This window comes from Helicobacter ibis (assembly GCF_027859255.1).
Lineage (GTDB): Bacteria > Campylobacterota > Campylobacteria > Campylobacterales > Helicobacteraceae > Helicobacter_D > Helicobacter_D ibis.
Genome location: NZ_JAQHXR010000014.1, coordinates 1 through 394 on the forward strand (window position 1 = coordinate 1; position 394 = coordinate 394).

Here is a 394-nt window from a genome sequence, read left to right on the forward strand (position 1 = left end):
TTATCTCTTCTATGGCAGCTGCTGATTGTTGTAAAGAACTTGCTTGAGATTGACTTCCTTCTGTTAGTCTTTGCATAGATGTTTTTAATTCTTCAGATTGTTTAGCTAGATCTTGTGCAAAGCTTGCTGATGCTCTAAGCATTGTTTTTATTTCTTCACCTAATATATTTGTTGTTACTTCTACATCACCTTTAGCATCTTTTACTTCTGTTGTAAAGTCTAATGATTTATAACTATCAAATACTCTAGTTATTTCATTCATATTAGAACCAATTTTACTTTGTAATACATCAAGCATTTTATTTAGAACATTTTTTAATTCTACTAATTGAGGATTAGCAGGATTTTCAATTATTCTTGCTGTTAGATCACCACTTTCTATTGCTTTTGCTGT

General features: G+C 29.9%; 1 pseudogene. It reads right to left on the minus strand.

The window, feature by feature from the left end:
• Positions 1 to 394: pseudogene (locus PF021_RS08530) on the minus strand (methyl-accepting chemotaxis protein); the annotation flags it as partial.